This window comes from Enterobacter sp. BNK-14 (assembly GCF_047456095.1).
In the GTDB taxonomy this organism is placed as follows: Bacteria; Pseudomonadota; Gammaproteobacteria; order Enterobacterales; family Enterobacteriaceae; genus Enterobacter; species Enterobacter kobei.
The window spans coordinates 1,035,417-1,051,055 of record NZ_CP179897.1 but is presented as its reverse complement, the minus strand read 5'-3'; the positions used below and the strand labels follow the sequence as shown (position 1 = coordinate 1,051,055).

The 15,639-nt window shown below is 55.9% G+C and carries 22 protein-coding genes and 1 pseudogene; 1 reads left to right on the top strand and 22 read right to left on the bottom strand.

All coding sequences use genetic code 11. The features are described from left to right. Window positions 1-3: 3 nt before the first annotated feature. The 12 genes from fliQ to fliF all read right to left on the bottom strand — a co-directional run bounded on the left by fliQ (window position 4) and on the right by fliF (window position 9,824). A complete protein-coding gene (fliQ, locus tag ACMGGM_RS05225) occupies window positions 4-273 on the bottom strand; it encodes a flagellar biosynthesis protein FliQ (RefSeq protein WP_008500315.1) in 270 nt (89 codons plus the stop codon). Between the two features lie 9 nt (window positions 274-282). Next, window positions 283-1,020, bottom strand: a complete 738-nt coding sequence (gene fliP / locus ACMGGM_RS05220; RefSeq protein ID WP_014884401.1) for a flagellar type III secretion system pore protein FliP — start codon at window positions 1,018-1,020, stop codon at window positions 283-285. Further along, window positions 1,020-1,394 (bottom strand): flagellar biosynthetic protein FliO, encoded by a 375-nt coding sequence (gene fliO / locus ACMGGM_RS05215; protein ID WP_014884400.1) that lies wholly within the window; start codon window positions 1,392-1,394, stop codon window positions 1,020-1,022. Before fliO ends, fliP begins: the two co-directional genes overlap by 1 nt. Window positions 1,395-1,396: 2 nt before the next feature. Then, window positions 1,397-1,810 (bottom strand): flagellar motor switch protein FliN, encoded by a 414-nt coding sequence (gene fliN / locus ACMGGM_RS05210; protein ID WP_014884399.1) that lies wholly within the window; start codon window positions 1,808-1,810, stop codon window positions 1,397-1,399. Next, a complete protein-coding gene (gene fliM, locus ACMGGM_RS05205) occupies window positions 1,807-2,811 on the bottom strand; it encodes a flagellar motor switch protein FliM (protein WP_014884398.1) in 1,005 nt (334 codons plus the stop codon). Before fliM ends, fliN begins: the two co-directional genes overlap by 4 nt. 4 nt (window positions 2,812-2,815) lie before the next feature. Continuing rightward, window positions 2,816-3,286, bottom strand: coding sequence for a flagellar basal body-associated protein FliL (fliL, locus tag ACMGGM_RS05200; RefSeq protein ID WP_014884397.1), 471 nt, complete (start codon window positions 3,284-3,286; stop codon window positions 2,816-2,818). Window positions 3,287-3,392: 106 nt separating this feature from the next. After that, window positions 3,393-4,622 carry a flagellar hook length control protein FliK gene (gene fliK / locus ACMGGM_RS05195; RefSeq protein WP_045135290.1) on the bottom strand — a complete coding sequence of 410 codons (1,230 nt, stop codon included), beginning with the start codon at window positions 4,620-4,622 and terminating at the stop codon, window positions 3,393-3,395. After that, a complete protein-coding gene (gene fliJ / locus ACMGGM_RS05190) occupies window positions 4,619-5,062 on the bottom strand; it encodes a flagellar export protein FliJ (protein WP_014884395.1) in 444 nt (147 codons plus the stop codon). Before fliJ ends, fliK begins: the two co-directional genes overlap by 4 nt. Before the next feature lie 21 nt (window positions 5,063-5,083). Beyond that, window positions 5,084-6,454 carry a flagellar protein export ATPase FliI gene (gene fliI, locus ACMGGM_RS05185; RefSeq protein WP_014884394.1) on the bottom strand — a complete coding sequence of 457 codons (1,371 nt, stop codon included), beginning with the start codon at window positions 6,452-6,454 and terminating at the stop codon, window positions 5,084-5,086. Beyond that, window positions 6,454-7,161, bottom strand: a complete 708-nt coding sequence (gene fliH, locus ACMGGM_RS05180) for a flagellar assembly protein FliH (protein WP_045281538.1) — start codon at window positions 7,159-7,161, stop codon at window positions 6,454-6,456. Before fliH ends, fliI begins: the two co-directional genes overlap by 1 nt. Further along, a complete protein-coding gene (fliG, locus tag ACMGGM_RS05175; RefSeq protein ID WP_008500327.1) occupies window positions 7,154-8,152 on the bottom strand; it encodes a flagellar motor switch protein FliG in 999 nt (332 codons plus the stop codon). Before fliG ends, fliH begins: the two co-directional genes overlap by 8 nt. After that, window positions 8,145-9,824, bottom strand: coding sequence for a flagellar basal-body MS-ring/collar protein FliF (gene fliF / locus ACMGGM_RS05170; protein WP_045281537.1), 1,680 nt, complete (start codon window positions 9,822-9,824; stop codon window positions 8,145-8,147). Before fliF ends, fliG begins: the two co-directional genes overlap by 8 nt. Window positions 9,825-10,052: 228 nt before the next feature. Between fliF and fliE the strand changes: the two genes are divergently transcribed. Next, entirely contained in the window at window positions 10,053-10,367 is a 315-nt protein-coding gene (gene fliE, locus ACMGGM_RS05165; RefSeq protein WP_014884391.1) for a flagellar hook-basal body complex protein FliE, read from the top strand. A 26-nt stretch (window positions 10,368-10,393) separates the two neighbouring features. Here the strand turns inward: fliE and ACMGGM_RS05160 are convergent, their stop codons facing one another. From ACMGGM_RS05160 to ACMGGM_RS05115, 10 genes and pseudogenes are all read right to left on the bottom strand, one after another. After that, window positions 10,394-11,689: a tyrosine-type recombinase/integrase gene (locus tag ACMGGM_RS05160; RefSeq protein WP_414149154.1), complete on the bottom strand. Its 1,296-nt coding sequence runs from the start codon at window positions 11,687-11,689 to the stop codon at window positions 10,394-10,396. A gap of 45 nt (window positions 11,690-11,734) precedes the next feature. Continuing rightward, window positions 11,735-11,980, bottom strand: coding sequence for an excisionase family protein (locus ACMGGM_RS05155; RefSeq protein WP_414149153.1), 246 nt, complete (start codon window positions 11,978-11,980; stop codon window positions 11,735-11,737). Between the two features lie 68 nt (window positions 11,981-12,048). Continuing rightward, window positions 12,049-12,582 carry a hypothetical protein gene (locus ACMGGM_RS05150; protein WP_178328363.1) on the bottom strand — a complete coding sequence of 178 codons (534 nt, stop codon included), beginning with the start codon at window positions 12,580-12,582 and terminating at the stop codon, window positions 12,049-12,051. A gap of 43 nt (window positions 12,583-12,625) precedes the next feature. Then, complete coding sequence (locus ACMGGM_RS05145) at window positions 12,626-12,841, bottom strand: TraR/DksA family transcriptional regulator (protein WP_414149152.1); 216 nt, start codon at window positions 12,839-12,841, stop codon at window positions 12,626-12,628. Between the two features lie 91 nt (window positions 12,842-12,932). After that, on the bottom strand, window positions 12,933-13,124 hold the full coding sequence (locus tag ACMGGM_RS05140; protein ID WP_414149151.1) for a DUF1382 family protein: 192 nt from the start codon (window positions 13,122-13,124) through the stop codon (window positions 12,933-12,935). Then, window positions 13,121-13,726 carry a hypothetical protein gene (locus ACMGGM_RS05135; RefSeq protein WP_414149150.1) on the bottom strand — a complete coding sequence of 202 codons (606 nt, stop codon included), beginning with the start codon at window positions 13,724-13,726 and terminating at the stop codon, window positions 13,121-13,123. The genes ACMGGM_RS05140 and ACMGGM_RS05135 overlap by 4 nt, the downstream gene beginning before the upstream one ends. Before the next feature lie 98 nt (window positions 13,727-13,824). Continuing rightward, complete coding sequence (locus ACMGGM_RS05130; RefSeq protein ID WP_111946873.1) at window positions 13,825-14,043, bottom strand: hypothetical protein; 219 nt, start codon at window positions 14,041-14,043, stop codon at window positions 13,825-13,827. Next, window positions 14,040-14,594, bottom strand: coding sequence for a phage N-6-adenine-methyltransferase (locus tag ACMGGM_RS05125; protein ID WP_414149175.1), 555 nt, complete (start codon window positions 14,592-14,594; stop codon window positions 14,040-14,042). Before ACMGGM_RS05125 ends, ACMGGM_RS05130 begins: the two co-directional genes overlap by 4 nt. Before the next feature lie 525 nt (window positions 14,595-15,119). Beyond that, window positions 15,120-15,425 (bottom strand): annotated as a pseudogene (locus ACMGGM_RS05120) (phage N-6-adenine-methyltransferase); the annotation flags it as partial. Window positions 15,426-15,484: 59 nt separating this feature from the next. Further along, on the bottom strand, window positions 15,485-15,637 hold the full coding sequence (locus ACMGGM_RS05115) for a DUF1317 family protein (protein ID WP_006809793.1): 153 nt from the start codon (window positions 15,635-15,637) through the stop codon (window positions 15,485-15,487). Window positions 15,638-15,639: the final 2 nt, after the last annotated feature.

Sequence of the window (15,639 nt, the reverse complement as noted above, 5' to 3'; positions counted from 1 at the left end):
AGGTCAGCCGATGATGTACGGCAGATTGGTAAACAGGTTGCGCATATAGTCCAGCAACAGGTTCAGCATCCACGGTCCGGCCACGATAATCGCCACGAATACGGCGATGATTTTCGGAATGAAGGACAGCGTCATTTCGTTAATCTGCGTGGCGGCCTGCAGAATACTGATAATCAGACCGGTAACCAGCGCGACAAGCAGCAGGGGAGCGGCAACGGCAATGGCGATTTTCATCGCTTCCGTGCCCATCATCATGACCGATTCGGGTGTCATTGCCGTTCCTTAACTGTAGAAACTCTGCGCCAGCGAACTGACCAGCAGCTGCCAGCCATCGACCAGTACAAAGAGCATGATCTTAAAGGGCAGGGCAATGGTTGCGGGCGGCACCATCATCATCCCAAGCGCCATCAGGACGCTGGCGATCACCAGGTCGATAATCAGGAACGGAATAAAGATGGTAAAGCCAATCTGAAACGCCGTTTTCAGCTCGCTGGTGACGTAGGCAGGCAGCAGAACTCGCATGGGTACCGCTTCCGGCCCCTGCAATTCGCCGGTATTGGACAAGCGGACAAAGAGTGCAAGATCCGCTTCGCGCGTCTGGCGCAGCATAAATTCCCGCAGCGGCTGTGCGCCTTTATCCAGCGCCTCCTGCATGGAGATTTTATCTTCGCTGAACGGCTGGTACGCGTCGGTATAAATCTTATCGATGACCGGCGACATAATGAAAAAGGTCAAAAACAGCGCCAGCCCCAGCAGCACCTGGTTTGGCGGCGCGGAAGGGGTTCCGAGCGCGTTTCGCAGCAGACCAAAGACGATAATGATGCGGGTGAAGCTGGTCATCATCAGCAGGATGGCCGGGATAAAGGTCAGCGAGGTGATGAATACCAGCGTCTGCACCGGGAGCGACCAGCTCTGACCGCCACCGGCAATGGGCGTCGAGACCAGGCCAGGAAGTTGCGCATAAACCGCGGGAGCAAACAGGCCAATGCCCGCAAGCGTAAGGGATAACAAACGGCGCATCAGGATCTCCCGGAACGCTTAAGCAAACTTTTCATGACGGACTGAAAATCCGCAGGGGCTTGTGCGCGCTCCTCAACCGTGACAGGGGCGGGCGGCAGTTTATGTAATACGTTGATGTTTGAGGCGGTGACACCCAAAACCAGACGCGCATCGTCCACCTCGACGATAACCACGCGTTCACGCGGCCCCAGCGTGGTGCTGGCGCTCACCTTCAGGCCGCGGGTTCCGGCGGTTTTACCCGCCAGACCAAAACGCTTCGCCAGCCAGGCGGCGATAAGAATAAAGGCAATAATACCGAACAACGCCCCGCTCACCTGGAGCAGCGGGGAACCGGGAACGGCAGACGGTTGCGATAGTGTTGCCTGGGTTTTCATACTTATCGGCTCAGACGACGCATACGTTCAGATGGGGTGATGATGTCCGTGATACGCACGCCGTATTTATCGGCAACCACCACTACTTCACCCTGGGCAATCAGATAACCGTTGATCAGAATATCCAGCGGCTCACCGGCCAGACCGTCAAGGGCCACGACGGAACCCTGCGTCAGGCGCAGCAGCTCTTTAATGGTCATCCGGGTGCGTCCCAGTTCAACGGTCAGCTTGACCGGGATGTCCATAATCAGGTCGATATCCTGCAGCGTGCCGCTGACGTCACCGCCGCCGAGTTGCTGGAATACCGCATCCGCTGCGCTTTTCGTTGGGGTCGCTTTTTGTTCGTTTAACGCGTCAGCCCACAGATCGTCCAGTGCTCCGCTGTTTTCATCGGACGGATTGTTCATGTCACTCATTTGGGCTGTTCCTCATTCAGCGAATTCAAAATCGGGTTGATCAAGTGCTCAACGCGTAACGCATACTGACCGTTAATCGTGCCGTACTGGCTTGTCAGCACGGGGACACCATCCACATGGGCAATAATGCGGTCGGGTTTGTCTATCGGCAAAACGTCGCCGGGTTGTAATTTCAGGATCTGGGATAACCGCATTGAGATGTCGGCAAAGTTAGCCACCAGCTCAAGCTGTGAGTGCTGGACCTGGCGAACCAGATTTTCACGCCAGTTCTGATCTTCGTTGCGTGAGTTTTCCAGCGGCGGGTTAACCAGCAGCTCGCGCAGCGGTTCAATCATGCTGAACGGCAGACAGATATTGAACTCGCCGGTCAGGTTACCGATCTCAACGTGGAACGGCGTGTTGACGACGATATCGTTCGGGGAGGTGGTGATATTGGTAAACTTCACCTGCATCTCGGAACGAACGTATTCCACTTCCAGCGGGTTAATCGCTTTCCACGCGTCGCTGTAGGACTCCAGCGCCAGCTTCAGCATGCGGTTGATGACGCGCTGTTCGGTGTGGGTGAATTCACGACCTTCTACTTTGGTCGGGAAACGCCCGTCGCCGCCGAACAGGTTATCCACCGCAATGAACACCAGGCTTGGCGAAAACACGACCAGACCGGTGCCGCGCAGCGGCTTCAGATGAATCAGGTTAAGGTTGGTTGGCACCGGCAGGTTGCGGGCAAACTCGTGATACGGCTGAATGCGGATCGCACCGACCGTGATATCCGGGCTACGACGCAACAGGTTGAACAGCCCCATACGGAACTGACGTGCAAAACGTTCGTTAATGATCTCCAGAGCCTGCAGACGTTCACGAACTACGCGGCGCTGGGTATTCGGATCATAGGGACGAATATTGTCGTCACCCGTTAGGCCCGGTTGCGGATCATCGTTTTTATCGCTGTCGCCGTTGAGCAGCGCATCGATTTCTGCCTGAGAAAGAATACTGTCGCCCATGTCGTTACCGCAGAATGAAGGCTGTATACAGAACGTCAGTGACTTCCTGCTTAGGTTGGCCGTTTACCAGCGGGGTGGCCAGCGTCTCTTTGATGGCGTCGACCAGCTTTTGCTTACCCACGTCGGTGGCCAGCGCGGAGGCGTCCTGACGAGAGAACAGCAGAAGAAGACGGCTACGCACTTCCGGAAGATAATCATTCAGGCGCGCGCGGGTGGCTTCATCCTTCAGGCGCAGCGTAATACCGACATACAGCACACGATCCGCATCACCGAGGTTAACGGTGAAGGTGTCCAGAGGGAAAAAGACCGGCGCCGGCGGCGGTGCGGGTTCGGCTTTGGCGGCAGCGGTTGAAGGTTCCTGCTGCATACGCCAGTAACTATAGCCCGCGGTAGCGCAGGCGGCGAGCGTGATCAACACCAGCAGCGGGATCCAGATGGAACGCTTACTTTTTTTGGTGATAGCGGAGTCTGTCATCTGATACGAGCTTCCTGTTTCGGTACAGCTTAATAAGGTGATTATCCCGTGTCCTGCCGTCGTCAAAGCGTGGAAAAGACGGGGATAATCACGCTACCTCTGGCGTTTAGGCGAAGATGTCTACGGCGCTGTTACCGCGCGCCGCGGATTGCAGGGCGGCAGGGGTGGGCAGTAGCTCCTCGCTCTCTTCATTAAATCCGCCGTTGTGACCGGAACGTGAAGCCTGATGCTGCTGCGATGAGGATTGCTGTTGCCCGGCAAAGCTTTCGCTGCTGACGCTGCTCTGAGAGAGCTGAATACCGTTCTCTGCCAGTGACGTCCGCAGGACAGGCAGTGCCGCTTCCAGCGCCGCGCGCACGTGGCTGTGTGCCGAGACCATCTGCAGCTGCGCCTGGTTATCATCCAGTTTAAGCGAGATTTGCACCTGGCCCAGATCTTCCGGGTGCAGGCGCAGCTCCGCAGTCTGTTGCCCCTGCTTAGTGAACAGCGTGATGTGCTGGCTCAGGGACTGCTGCCATTCGTGAGTACCCAGCGGCTGGCTTAACACCGGCGCGGTGGCAACGGTAGCGGCAGGCTGGCTGGTAGCATGACTGGACATGATCGGCGCCAGGGTAGCCGTGGGTGAGGATGATGAAGAGGAACTGGCGAATTCCTGCTTCTCTGCCGCAGCGGCCACGACCGGAGTGACTGGCGCATTGGCGGAGAGATCCGGGTCGTTGTTTTTCGCCTGACTCTGATAAGGTGCGGAAAGCTGCGCTTTATCGTGGTCTCCCGCTACCGCGTTCAGGGGGGAGTGGCCCGCTGCGTTTGGCGAAAGCGTCGCTGAACTCAACGTTGAGGTTGCGGAAACGCCGTTACTGCCCGCCGCGTGAGGCGTGCTGGTCTGCTGGTGCGGCAGCATTGCCATCAGCGCGCTTAATCCGGCCAGCTCTTCTTCGCTCAGTTCGCTTTTGCTGTCATCCTTGCTGTTGGCCGCATTGAGCGTTTTCAGGGCATCGCCCTTTGACAGCGGCACCAGCCCGGAAATCAGGGTTTCAGGCGTGGCAAGCTGCGCCGTTTCATCGCCACTCAGGGCTGGCTGACGCGCGAGCAGGTCGGCAATTTTGGCCTGCAGCGCGGTATCGCCTTTGGCGTCCTGAGCGACTTTTGACAGCTTACTGCCAGCGGCTTTCAGGTCAGCCAGGGTCAGCGGCGCATCTTTGCCCTTGCCCGTCGCGTCCGTCAGGGCACCCGTTAGCAGGGAGAGAAAGTCTTGCGCACCGTCGGTGCCTTTCCCTGTTTGCATCCCGCCCGACAGGTCGCTGTCGCTCATCAGCAGTTGTTGCAGTGTGATCATTCCGGTTTCCTCATTGATGCGCGCTGGGCAAACTCATCCATTTTTTTCTGATCCAGACGGTTTTCCGCCAGGGTCGCGGCTGCGATCTGCCGGTCCTGTAAGGTTTGCCAGGCCTGCAGCCGCTGTTTTTTCTCACGCCAGAAATTCAGCGCGGTATCGACTTTTTGGGTCCACTGGTTAAGCTGCTGGCGGTGCTGCTCTATCGCCTTCTCCAGCGTCTGGATAAACTGCTGATAGTTAATCCACCGCTGGCTTCCAATGCCCTGGGTCATATCGGTATTGAGGTTGGTGCGATACTCATGCTGATAGTCGATTAACATCTTCAACTGTTCTTCAGCCTGCTGGCACCCGCGTCGCATTGCGCCAAGCTGCAATGCGGCATCATCAACTTCTTTTTCAGCCAGATCTTTCAGCGTTGATAACGCGCTGTTTTGCGCCATGACCTTCGCCCTCCACCTGTGTTACACCTGCGGGAAAATCAGCTCCAGAGCCTGGATTGAATCTTCCCAGTCGGCACGTTCAAAAATGCCCTGTTGTAAAAACGCCTCCAGCTGCGGCCACAGGCTAATCGCTTTGTCGAGCATAGGATCGCTGCCTTTGGCATACGCCCCCACGCTGACCAGATCGCGGTTGCGCTGGAAGCTGGAGAGGAGTTGTTTAAAGTTACGCACGCGGGCGTAATGCTTCTCGGTGATCAGCGCCGTCATTGCGCGGCTGATGGATGCTTCAATATCAATCGCCGGGTAGTGTCCGGCTTCAGCCAGACGACGCGATAACACAATATGACCGTCGAGAATGGCGCGCGCGGAGTCGGCAATCGGGTCCTGCTGGTCATCGCCTTCGGTCAGTACCGTATAAAATGCAGTGATGGATCCGCCGCCGCTGATGCCGTTCCCTGCGCGTTCAACCAGCGCAGGAAGTTTGGCAAAGACCGAAGGCGGGTAGCCTTTGGTGGCCGGTGGCTCACCGATAGCCAGCGCAATTTCACGCTGTGCCATCGCGTAGCGGGTGAGGGAGTCCATGATCAGCAGCACGTGCTTGCCGCGGTCGCGGAAATCTTCGGCAATACGGGTGGCGTAGGCGGCACCCTGCATACGCAGCAGGGGGGACACATCCGCCGGGGCGGCGATTACCACTGAACGGGCCCGGCCTTCCGCACCCAGAATGTTTTCGATGAAATCTTTGACTTCACGGCCACGCTCACCGATCAGCCCAACGACGATCACGTCGGCCTGGGTATAACGCGCCATCATGCCGAGCAGGACCGATTTACCCACGCCGGAGCCGGCGAACAGACCCATACGTTGTCCGCGTCCTACCGTGAGCAGGGCGTTAATCGGCCGTACGCCGGTATCCAGCACATGCTCGATAGGGGTACGCTGCAGGGGGTTAAACGGCTGGGTGATCAACGCCCCGGTTTCGGTGGTGTCCGGCGCAGGCAGGCCATCCAGCGGTTTCCCGCTGCCGTCGAGCACGCGGCCGAGCAGGGCCGGACCAAGCGGCAGCTGTTTCCCGCTTTGCAGGCCGTCGCCGCTGATGTTTTTCGCGTAGACGCGGGCGCCGGGGAGAATACCTTCCACCTCTTCAAGCGGCATCAGGAACAGTCGCTGACCGTTAAACCCAACCACTTCGCTTTCGACTTCACGCGTTTCCTGACCATCCTGACGCTCAATCACACAGGTTGCGCCCAGCGGAAGCTGCAGGCCGGTGGCTTCCAGTACCAGACCGGTCGCGCGCGTCAGTCGTCCATAACGACGAACGGATGGCAGTTGCGCCATCTTCGTCTCAAAGTTGTCGAGCGTGTTGAGCCAGCGGGTGAGGCGTGCGGTCATCAGACGACTCCCGGTGCCGCCAGGCGGCACAGTTCCTGCCAGCGAGTGGCGACGCTGGCATCCAGGTCACCTTCGTCGGCAGAGACTTTGCAGCCGCCGTGGTGTAACGACGGATCGCCGCGCAAACGCCAGCCGTGCAGGCTGAGGGTTGCCCCCAGACTCTCTTCAATGCGCTGCAGATCGTCCGGGTGAACGCGCAGCTGCGGTTTGCCGCTGAACAGCGGCTCCTGCTGCAGAAGCCCCTGAATCTGTTTGATCAGCGCCGTGTTATCCACCACAGGCGTCTGGCCAATGACCTGACGCGCAGCTTCCAGCGCCATCTGCATCAGACGGGACGCAATCACGCTGTCCAGCGCGTCCAGCGTGTGCTGGAACTCGCTGACCAGCTGCTGCATGCGGGCGTGGATCGGCGCCTGCTGCTGACGCGCCTGGTCGATACCGTGCTCTAATCCTTTCGCCAGACCTTCCTGATAGCCCAGATCGTGACCTTTCTGGCGGCCTTCATTCAGACCGGCAGTGTAGCCCTGCTCATGCGCCTGCATTTGCAGCTGCGCCAGCATCTGCGCTTGCTTCTCCTCCTCGCTCAGCTCGGGCTGCCCGACGTCGGCGTCAGGCTCTGCGGGTGAGACCTTCGCGGGCGTGAATTCAGAAAGGGGAGGGGCCAGATCGTCTGGCGTCCAGCGCTTCCACGACAGCTCATTAGACATAGGTGTCGTCTCCGCTGCCAATCACCATCTCGCCGGTTTCCGCCAGACGACGAACAATAAGCAGGATGGCTTTCTGTTCGTTCTCCACCTGAGACAGACGAACCGGACCGCGGTTGGCAAGGTCGTCGCGCAGGATATCCGCCGCACGCTGAGACATGTTGCGCAGGAACTTCTCGCGCAGCGGCTGTTCGGCACCTTTGAGGGCGATAAGCAGCGATTCGGAGTCCACTTCCTGGAGCAGGCGCTGGATGCTGCGATCGTCCACTTCGACCAGGTTTTCGAACAGGAACATCTCGTCGATAATTTTCTGTGCCAGCTCGCCGTCGAATTCGCGAACCGCGGTAATAACCGCTTCTTCCTGCTGCGTTTTCATCAGGTTGATGATTTCCGCCGCCGTTCTCACGCCGCCCATTTTGCTGCGCTTGAGGTTCTGACCGTCGAGCAGGTTGTTCAGTACTTCGGTCAGCTCCGCCAGCGCGGCCGGCTGGACGCCACCGAAGGTTGCGATACGCAGCATCACATCGTGACGCAGACGCTCTTCGAACAGGGCCAGAATATCGGCTGCCTGACCCCGTTTGAGGTGGACAAGGATGGTGGCGATAATCTGCGGGTGCTCGTCGCGAATAAGGTCGGCGGCACTCTGCGGCTCCATAAAGTTAAGCGTTTCGATCCCGCTGGCGGTATCGCGCGTTTCCAGAATGTCTTCCAGCAAGCTGGCGGCACGCTCTTCGCCCAGCGCCTTGACCAGGACGGAGCGCAGGTAGTCGTTGGCGTTGACGTTGAGCGCGGCAAACTGTTCGGCTTCCTGCTCAAATTCCGACAGCACTTCGGTCAGCTGTTTATTGGAGATCTGACGCACGTTGGCCATGGCCGCACTGAGGATTTGCACTTCCCGCTGGGAGAGGTGCTTAAACACCTCTGCCGCGCGGTCTTCGCCAATGGTCATCAGCAGGATGACGCTTTTATCGGTGCCTGTAAGCGTATTACTCATGTTCGTTACCCATCCACTGGCGGATGACCAGCGCCACGACGCGCGGATCGTTATCTGACATTTCGCGAATGCGCTGGCTCATCACTTCGGCGCCCATGCGCTGGTTAGCCCGACGCTGCTGCATCTGCTCATCTTTGCTGAGGCGAACTTCAACCGCTTCTTCCGTTTCCTGACGCGTAGACATCTGTTCGCGAGCGGCTTTTTCTGCTTCAGCACGACGCTGGAGTTGTGGACGAACGCCCTTACGCCACAGCAGCCACGCGACAATCAGCACCAGCAGCCAGCGTCCTGCGGACATCAGCTGGTCGATAAACGCCTGTTGTTGCCAGAACGGCAGTTCACCGCCGGTCTCTTCAACCGCGTTGAACGGCGAGTTCACCACGTTAAGGGTGTCGCCACGCTTCTCGGAGTAGCCCATCGCTTCGCGGGTCAGGTTTTCAATCTGCTTCATCTGCTCAGCGGTTAACGGCAACGGTTTGCCATCCGCCAGCGTTTTGTAGTTCACCACCACCGCAACAGAGAGACGCTGAATATCGCCCACGTTGAGTTTAGTGTGGCGGATCGTCCGATCCACTTCGTAGTTCGTGGTTTCGTTACGGCTAGTGGTGCGTGGACCGGCGTTACTGGTCGTTGAGGTGGTCTGCTGATTATTTTGCTGACCGTTCTGCTGATTGGCCGGCGGCGTGGAAATCGGTGCCGTGTTTGCCGGAGCAGGCTGGTTAGAGAGCGCACCCGGCACGCCGCCAGGGTAGGCGCCGCCTACCTGTTCGCTGGAGTTGATCTGACGCGAGCGCATCACCGCCTGAGCCGGATCGCCGTTCGGGCTGTATTGCTCTTCGGTTTGTTCTTTATTAGAGAAGTCAATCTGCGCGGTCACCTGCGCATGCACGTTGCTGTTACCGACAACCGGGCCGAGGATCGCTTCAATGCGACGCTGGAGACGGTTTTCTACGTCTGCGGCATATTTCAGCTGCGCGTCGTTCAGGTCACGCCCGGCGGTATTGGATTGGGTCAGCAGGTGTCCGCTTTGATCGACCACCGTCACGTTACCCGGTGGCAGACCGGCGACGGCGCTGGAGACGAGATGCGTCACCGCGCTGATTTGCCCTTCGTCCAGCGCGCGGCCAGGTTCGAGGTTCACGGTCACGGAAGCTGAAGGGGATTTCTGTTCACGAACAAATAAAGAAGGCTTAGGCATCGCCAGATGCACACGGGCACTCTTCACCGGGCCTAACGTTTCAATGGTGCGGGCCAGCTCACCTTCCAGCGCACGCTGGTAGTTCACCTGCTCGCTGAACTGGCTGATACCGAACTTTTCCTGATCCAGCAGTTCAAAACCGACCGCACCGCCCTTCGGCAGGCCCTGCTGGGCCAGACGCAGACGCAGCTCGTGGACCTTATCAGCAGGCACCTCAAGGGCACCGCCGTTATCGGCAAAGCGATAAGGGATGTTCATCTGGGTAAGCTGGGTGACGATGGCACCGCCATCCTGATCGGAAAGGTTGCTATAGAGCGTGCGGTAATCAGGGCTTTTTGCCCATAAAACCATCGCTACAAGGATGGCAATAGCGGCAGCGCCTGCCACGATCAACGGGATTTTAGGATTCGCGCGAAGGCGGTTCATCCACTCGAGTGATTTATTTTGCGGCGCTGTCGATGCTGTTGCACTCATTGCGCACCTCTTAAATCCTGGTGGTTTACGTTATTCGTGTAGAGAAACAAAACTGACTCCCGGGTCGGCAAACACGACAAAAGTTCCATATTGATGGCCCTGCCATTATTTGATGATTCCGGATTTTCTATGCGTCAAATAACCTGGTTTTTTCACGCTATTTACCGCCATTATCTTATTGACAAGCTGTTAGTCTTGACCGCGTAAAAAACCATCCAGGGGAGAGTCATGGCTATACAGGGCATTGAAGGGGTAATCAGTCAGTTGCAGGCAACGGCGATGACGGCCCGTAATCAGAATGTGGCAGAACAACAGCCGACCATCAGCTTTGCGGGGCAACTGCATGCCGCTCTTGACCGTATCAGCGATACCCAGACCGCGGCGCGTACCCAGGCGGAGAAATTCACCCTCGGTGAGCCGGGCGTGGCGCTGAATGACGTGATGGCCGATTTGCAGAAAGCCACGGTTTCCCTGCAGATGGGAATTCAGGTGCGGAATAAACTGGTGTCGGCTTATCAGGAAGTGATGGGCATGCAGGTTTAGGTTATCTAACCTAATGATATTTATAATTAATAACCATCCGATCCCACGGCATGGGGCATGGATGGGGCAAACTCACTTAATTTCTGGTTGAGGATGAGTACCTGGTCCTGGTTATTTTCAGCCATCCAGGATCCGTACACCCGGTAAACCATTTGCGCGTCGGTGTGGCCCATTTGCTTCGCGATGAAGTTAGGGTTGGCACCGGCAGCTAACGACCAGCATGCATACGTGTGTCGGGACTGGTATGCTCTGCGATAGCGAATCCCGGCGCGTCGCATTGCCGCTTCCCACGACTGGTTAATCGACCCCACTGCGTAATGATGCCCGGCACGGCCATTACGTGATGCGATCTGCGGGTTGAACACGAACGTGCACGGATGCACATCAGTACGGCCATACTCGCGCAGTTTCACCTCAACCTGATACTGCTTGCCCAGGCGTGTTAATTCGGCCTGGCTCTTCAGCACGTCAATCGCCGGCTGAATGAGGTTAATGATGCGGTCCGTTCCTGCCTCCGTTTTCGGAAGGGTGAATTCCTTCGTTAACGTGTGGTTCCGGCGGATCATCATCGTACCCGCTTTAAGGTCGATATCTTCCCAGGCCAGCGATACGAGTTCGCCGTGGCGCACGCCGGTGTAGACGGCCAGCGACCACATGTTTTTCAGCTGCTGGTGGGCACAGGCGTTAATCATCCTGACAAACTCCTCACGCGTCAGCGGGTCAGGTTCGCAGCGCGACCGCTTAAGCATAGCGATCCCGGTGAACGGGTTCACCCTGACATACCCGCTGTCAGCAGCAAACTTAAACATCCCCCCCATTATCTTCATGTAGTTGTTGACCGTTCTGACCGAGCGGCCTTTAACCGGCGTTTTCTGCCCAGCTTTCAGGGTGTGATAACCGGTCAGCAATTCTTTCCTGATAAACAGCAGGTCTTCCTGCGTTACTGCAGATACCAGCCTGTCACCTCCGATCCTTGGCACCATGTTGCGCGCTATAGATGAATAGCGTGACATAGCGTTGGTGCTGATCTCCATGCGTTTCAGTTCCAGCCACTTATTCGCCAGCTCCAGCACGGTGATTTCCTTGCTCTCCACCCCAAACCTTTTCAGGTTCGGCGAGCCCGGGAACTGTGCGGCATAGTTGAAGTTGCCGGTCTTTATCGAAAAGCACACCGACGCGCGCAGCTCGCCAGCGACCTTTCTGTTTTTTGGTGTATCCGGCACGCCGAGGCTTTCACGCACCCGGCTACCTTTATATAGGAACCATATGCGGAGTGTCCCGCCGTGGTTCTCCACGCCTGTTGGGTATGCTGACTTAGCCATTATTCCCTCCTGACGTCCAAGAGCCCGCTAAGCATAAACGGATCCTCATTGGCGCGCACCTGGCTGTTTCTTTTTGAGGCTCTCAACCCACTGGTCGATCGCTTTGCGGTTGTACATGCACTCACTGTTTTCTTTTGGATTTCCGTCAGGTGCAACGTGAAGATATTCGCGTCCAACCATCCAGGACTTTTTACGAGCTGCCTCGATAGTTCCCGGGCGAAGTCCGGTAATCTCGACGAGCTTCTCTTGTGTTACCCAGTCGTTGGGCACAATTAAGGTCATTTCGCTCATGGTTGTCTCCAGGCAAAAAGAAACCCGCTCGATGGCGGGTTTAATATTAAGAGATTTTGATTAAGTGCTTAGTTAATTTTTAATTCGCGCTTGGCTTCTGCGACTAAATTACTAAGCAACTTTTCCGAGAGAGTGAGATCCTTTTCTGACGCTTCATAACTTTCTATAGCATCCTCATGCCAATCATCCATCATTTTCTTTCTCGCATTAACATAAGCATCGAGCAAGCTTTTAACTTTGCTTGTTAATGTGAAGTCAGCTAACTGCGCTATCCTTTCAAGCTCTTGAAGATCAAGCCAATACTCAGTTCGTAACTTATCTTCAATGTCTTTCGGATGTGGTTTGAACCGAGACTCACCAGGTTCCATTTGCGCATATTCGCAACGGAGGAAGTAGTCATTGCTCATCTTAATCCGATACGCAATATTGATGATTTCTGTGAACGCTTCCAATCGTTTTTCCCACCACTTCTCTTTGTAAAATTTATTCAAAGCAAACTTGGTAGAGAAATATGCTGCTAGCGCAGCTACAAGTAATGGAACAACAAATTTTGATAGAACATCCGTTAAATCCAGCGTTGTTTGCACAGGCATGGCGGTCATTTCATATCCTTAAATCATTAAAACTGTACTCATCATAACTTGATCATCGAATATGTTTAAGCGCATGTTCTTTTCTTTCCTGGCACTCCGCGCACGTCTGGCAGCCGGGAACGGCAGCCCACCGCGGCTCGGGAATTGGTTCGTCGCATTCTTCACAACGTTCAGCTGATACGGCGTTTCGGTTGATGCGGTGAGCGGAAAGGGCAGCGTTACGCTGAAGCTCTTCAATCTCTGCTGCGGTATCGATGATATCGGCCATGGTCAATCCTCCTGGAACTGGCGGTTAATTCGGTTGAAGGTGAACACCAGCAATAAAAAAGGTCGCGATAGCGACCTGGTGATTAGTGCCTTCATGCTGCACCGCCATCATTCTTCTCGGCTTCGACTGCCATCTGCTCAAGCCGTCGCGATAGCTCGGCGGCCAGCATCTGGAATTCTTCTTCGGTCACCACCGGGATCGGCACAAAGCGAATCCCGATGTGCGCCAGGTGGTTGGCAATTTCGAGGCTTTTCCTCAAATCAACGGGTGCGGCTCTGTTCATGCTGGTAACCCTTTCACTGCGAGGAAGGTAGCCATCGACTTATCGACCATCTTGGTGTTGTGGTATTTGGAGATCGCCCAGGTGATGGCAAAGAGTATCCAGCGGAAGTGGCTGGTGTAGGTTTTGAACGTCACCCCATCGCAGACATCCCACGCACTCCAACTTTCGGGCCAGTCAGCGTTATAAACTGCCTGATATGCTTCCCAGTCATTACTGAAATCGCTACGGCATAATTCACGGACCGCCTCACGGACCTTGGCTTTATCACTGTCTGGAGTATCGTCTTCATCATCCCAGTCTTCGTCTTCCTGCTGGTCTTCTGGGGCATCTTCCAGATACTCGCTCATTGATTCCTTCAGGCTTCGGCAAAAAGCATCATGATCGTACTCTTTCGCCAATAGCTCACACGCTGAATAGCCAGCGCCAGCCTCCAGCTTTTCGGACCAATAACCGGTGTTAATACCGTCTTGCCAGGGACCGAAAAAGTCGAACATGTCCGCGATACGGGAGAATGTCCAGGTACCCATGTCGCCGGTGACAGTCAGATATCCCGGCCAGGTGATAATGTCGAAGTAATAACAGGACGTACCGGGCTGCTTCATGCGCAGGTGGCGGTAGAGACCGTCATCACGGATTATTTCAAGTCGGTGAAAGGCGGTATCAAGCAGAAATCGGGTTGATGTATCTATCTGTCGGCGAATCATTGTTCGGCTCCAAACCGCCCGTTAAGGCGGCCAGTTTTGACGACGAACTCCAGGAGGCTAACTCCCAGAGCTTCAATTTTCTTGTGATGTTTGTTGATGATGGGAGGCACCGTTTCGTTCCAGTTAGGCTTTGGCTTCTTGCGCATGGCCTGCTGTATTTCCTCGGTGCAGCGGCGGCAGGCGGTGCGGATGGCGTTGTCTGTTTCTGGCGTCATGCGGCCTCCCTGCGGGCGAGAAGTTTCGCCCCGAAAGCCATCAGCTCGTCCCGGTCCACAGTTGCGAAGTGGCAGTGTGTGCGCGGGTAAGGTCGCCAGATGATAAGCATACTGCCTTTGTTATTTCCGCTGACCGGTTTACCGGTGACCGGGTTGATAAAAGCCAGCCGACCGGCGGTGATGAAGCGAACCTCGCTGGCGGTCTGTATCGCTTCCTTGAACCAGCCAACTGAAGTGTCCGCCGGCACCAGCATGACCGTGCCGATCTGATTGGCGCTCTCGGTTGCAGCCTTCTTAACGAACGGCGTAATGTCGCTGTAAGGTGGGTTCATCCAGACGTAGCCTGGAATGCTCAGATAATCAGCCCAGGGCGTTTCCAGCGTGTTCTGCTCGGCGGTGATGAACCTCCGGCACAACGCGTTATGCGGCGCCGCAGCGGCATCCAACTGGAAGCAGAACTCAGCATCAAGGGAAGCAAATAGGGCTGGTGGAGTGCGCCAGAGGTCGCGCTGTTCTGCCGGGGTATGGCTTCCTCCATATCCAGTGCGGATCGAAACCTGGCTTTCTTCTTCCTCGATCTCTTCAACCTCTGGCTCTGGGTTATCATCCATTTCACACGTCAGGGCTTCGCAGCTTTCAGTGCAAGAGTTAGGGTCATATCCACCGCCACCTTTTATTGTTGCTGCAATATCTTCGCGCGAACTGTCAGAGAACATTGCGATTACGCTCTCCAGAGAATTGTTGCCGCGATACATGATTTTGTTTTCCTGCTGGCGGCGTTCCACAACCCTTACTGAAGGAGCGGTAATAAGATTCCAGAACTCAGCGGCGAGCTCAGGCTCGTCGCGGGCGGCGAGGGCAACCTTGTTTATCCCTTTTTTGATACAGAAAACGCAGTTACCCAGGTGTTCTGGAATTCCGAGGTCAAACGGCTGATCCTTCCACCAGTCGAGAATGTCCTGCTTTTCGAAATCGCTAATATCTGCCAGATAGCTAACGCCTTCTCGAGGCTTTAGCCTGCGCTGCTCGTCAGCACGAATACCGATCCAAGTGTGATACTGGCCGAATGTGTCACGGCAATATCTCTCGAAAACTTCCATTTTCATGGTCCGAGTGCAGAACGCGCCGTGGACGTATGGGGTGCCGTACTTTTCGCAGACATCTTTCCATGGCTGAAGATCGGGACCGATATCATCAAGCGGTACTACCGAGTAACTGTTTGCCTTGCCCAGTTCAGGGTTAACCTTTACACGGAGGCAGATCAGGTTAATCGACCATTCGCGCGCCAACTTCTTGATGAACTCGTAGGTCCCTCTGTGCTCTGCCCCTGTGTCCATGTAGACATAGTGAACCTCTTCGCCAGCCAGTCTCCTTTGCTCCATTAAATGGACGAGATATGCCGAGGTTCTGCCGCCAGAGAAACTGACAACTTGAGGTATGCTCATGCCGCCTCCTGCCTTTCCCGATATTCCTCAGCGAGACGCTGCGCCTTTAATGGATTGCTGACCACTTCACCCCATGGCATTAGCCAGCCGTTACCAATGAAAGGAAGGCACAGTGTGCCAACCCTGATGTCGTCGTGAGCGTGAGTCATAG